Source organism: Protofrankia sp. Cr1 (genome assembly GCF_963555865.1).
Classification (GTDB): domain Bacteria; phylum Actinomycetota; class Actinomycetes; order Frankiales; family Frankiaceae; genus Protofrankia.
In genome coordinates this window covers 1-963 of sequence record NZ_CAUVXO010000105.1, presented here as the reverse complement: position 1 = coordinate 963, position 963 = coordinate 1, and the positions used below count along the sequence as shown (strand labels likewise).

Genomic DNA, 963 nt, shown 5'->3' with positions numbered 1-963 from the left:
ACTGACGGGCCCGTGCGGGCGGGACTTTCGGTCCCGCGGTCTACCCGAATCGCTCTCGTTCGCGTCGCCAGGCGCTGCGAGGGTGAACAGGGTGGAGACGACATCCGATATCGTGGTGGGAATCGATGCGTCCGCGGATGCCGAGTTGGCCCTGCGCTGGACTTTGGTGCACGCAGCGTTGACCGGCGCGCGGATACGAGCGGTGCTCGCCTGGGGTCCGGGCGGGCGTCCACGTGTTGTGGACGACATTTCGCCGTCGATCGGCGTCGACGACCTCGAGCGTGCGGCAATGCAGGTGCTGCATGACGCGGTCCGGCGGACGCATCCCTGTGACCTCGGTGTCGATGTCGTGGAAAGGACGGTTTACGACGCGCCGTCGGACGCCCTCGTCGAGGAGTCCCGGGACGCGTTGATGCTCGTTGTCGGCGCACGCGGGCTCGCCCGGATGCGCCGGACGTTCGTCGGTTCGGTCAGTGCGCGATGCGTGCAGGAAGCCCCCGTTCCGGTGGTGGTCGTACGCGGTCCGGCTCCACCGCAGCCGGACCGTCGCCCGATTCTTGTCGGCGTCGACGGCTCGGCGCCGTCCCTGACGGCACTGCGCTGGGCTGCGGTCGAGGCGAGCCTACGCCACGTTCCGTTGCTGGTATCGCACTGCTGGCAACCCCAACCGCCGCCGAATGCCGCCGGCCTTCCCTTGTTCGACGAGGCGGAGCTGGAAAAGGCTGCCGGCATCACCCTTGACACCGCTGTTGAACAAGGGCTTGCACGCAATCCTGACATTGCCGTCGAGGCCACCCTGGTGGCCGCTGCGGCAGCGTACGGCCTGATCGTGGCCGCCCGTGCGGCCCAGTTGCTGGTGGTCGGTGCCCGCGGCCACGGCGGGTTCGGCGGTCTGCTGCTCGGGTCCGTCGGCCACCAGGTTGTGACGCACGCTCCGTGCCCGGTCGCTGTTATCCGCTAGGG

At 69.1% G+C, this 963-nt stretch carries 1 protein-coding gene; it reads left to right on the top strand.

Going from position 1 to position 963, the window contains the following annotated elements; genetic code table 11:
* The first annotated feature begins 91 nt into the window (after window positions 1–91).
* Entirely contained in the window at window positions 92–961 is an 870-nt protein-coding gene (locus U9980_RS11085; RefSeq protein ID WP_322767836.1) for a universal stress protein, read from the top strand.
* Window positions 962–963: the final 2 nt, after the last annotated feature.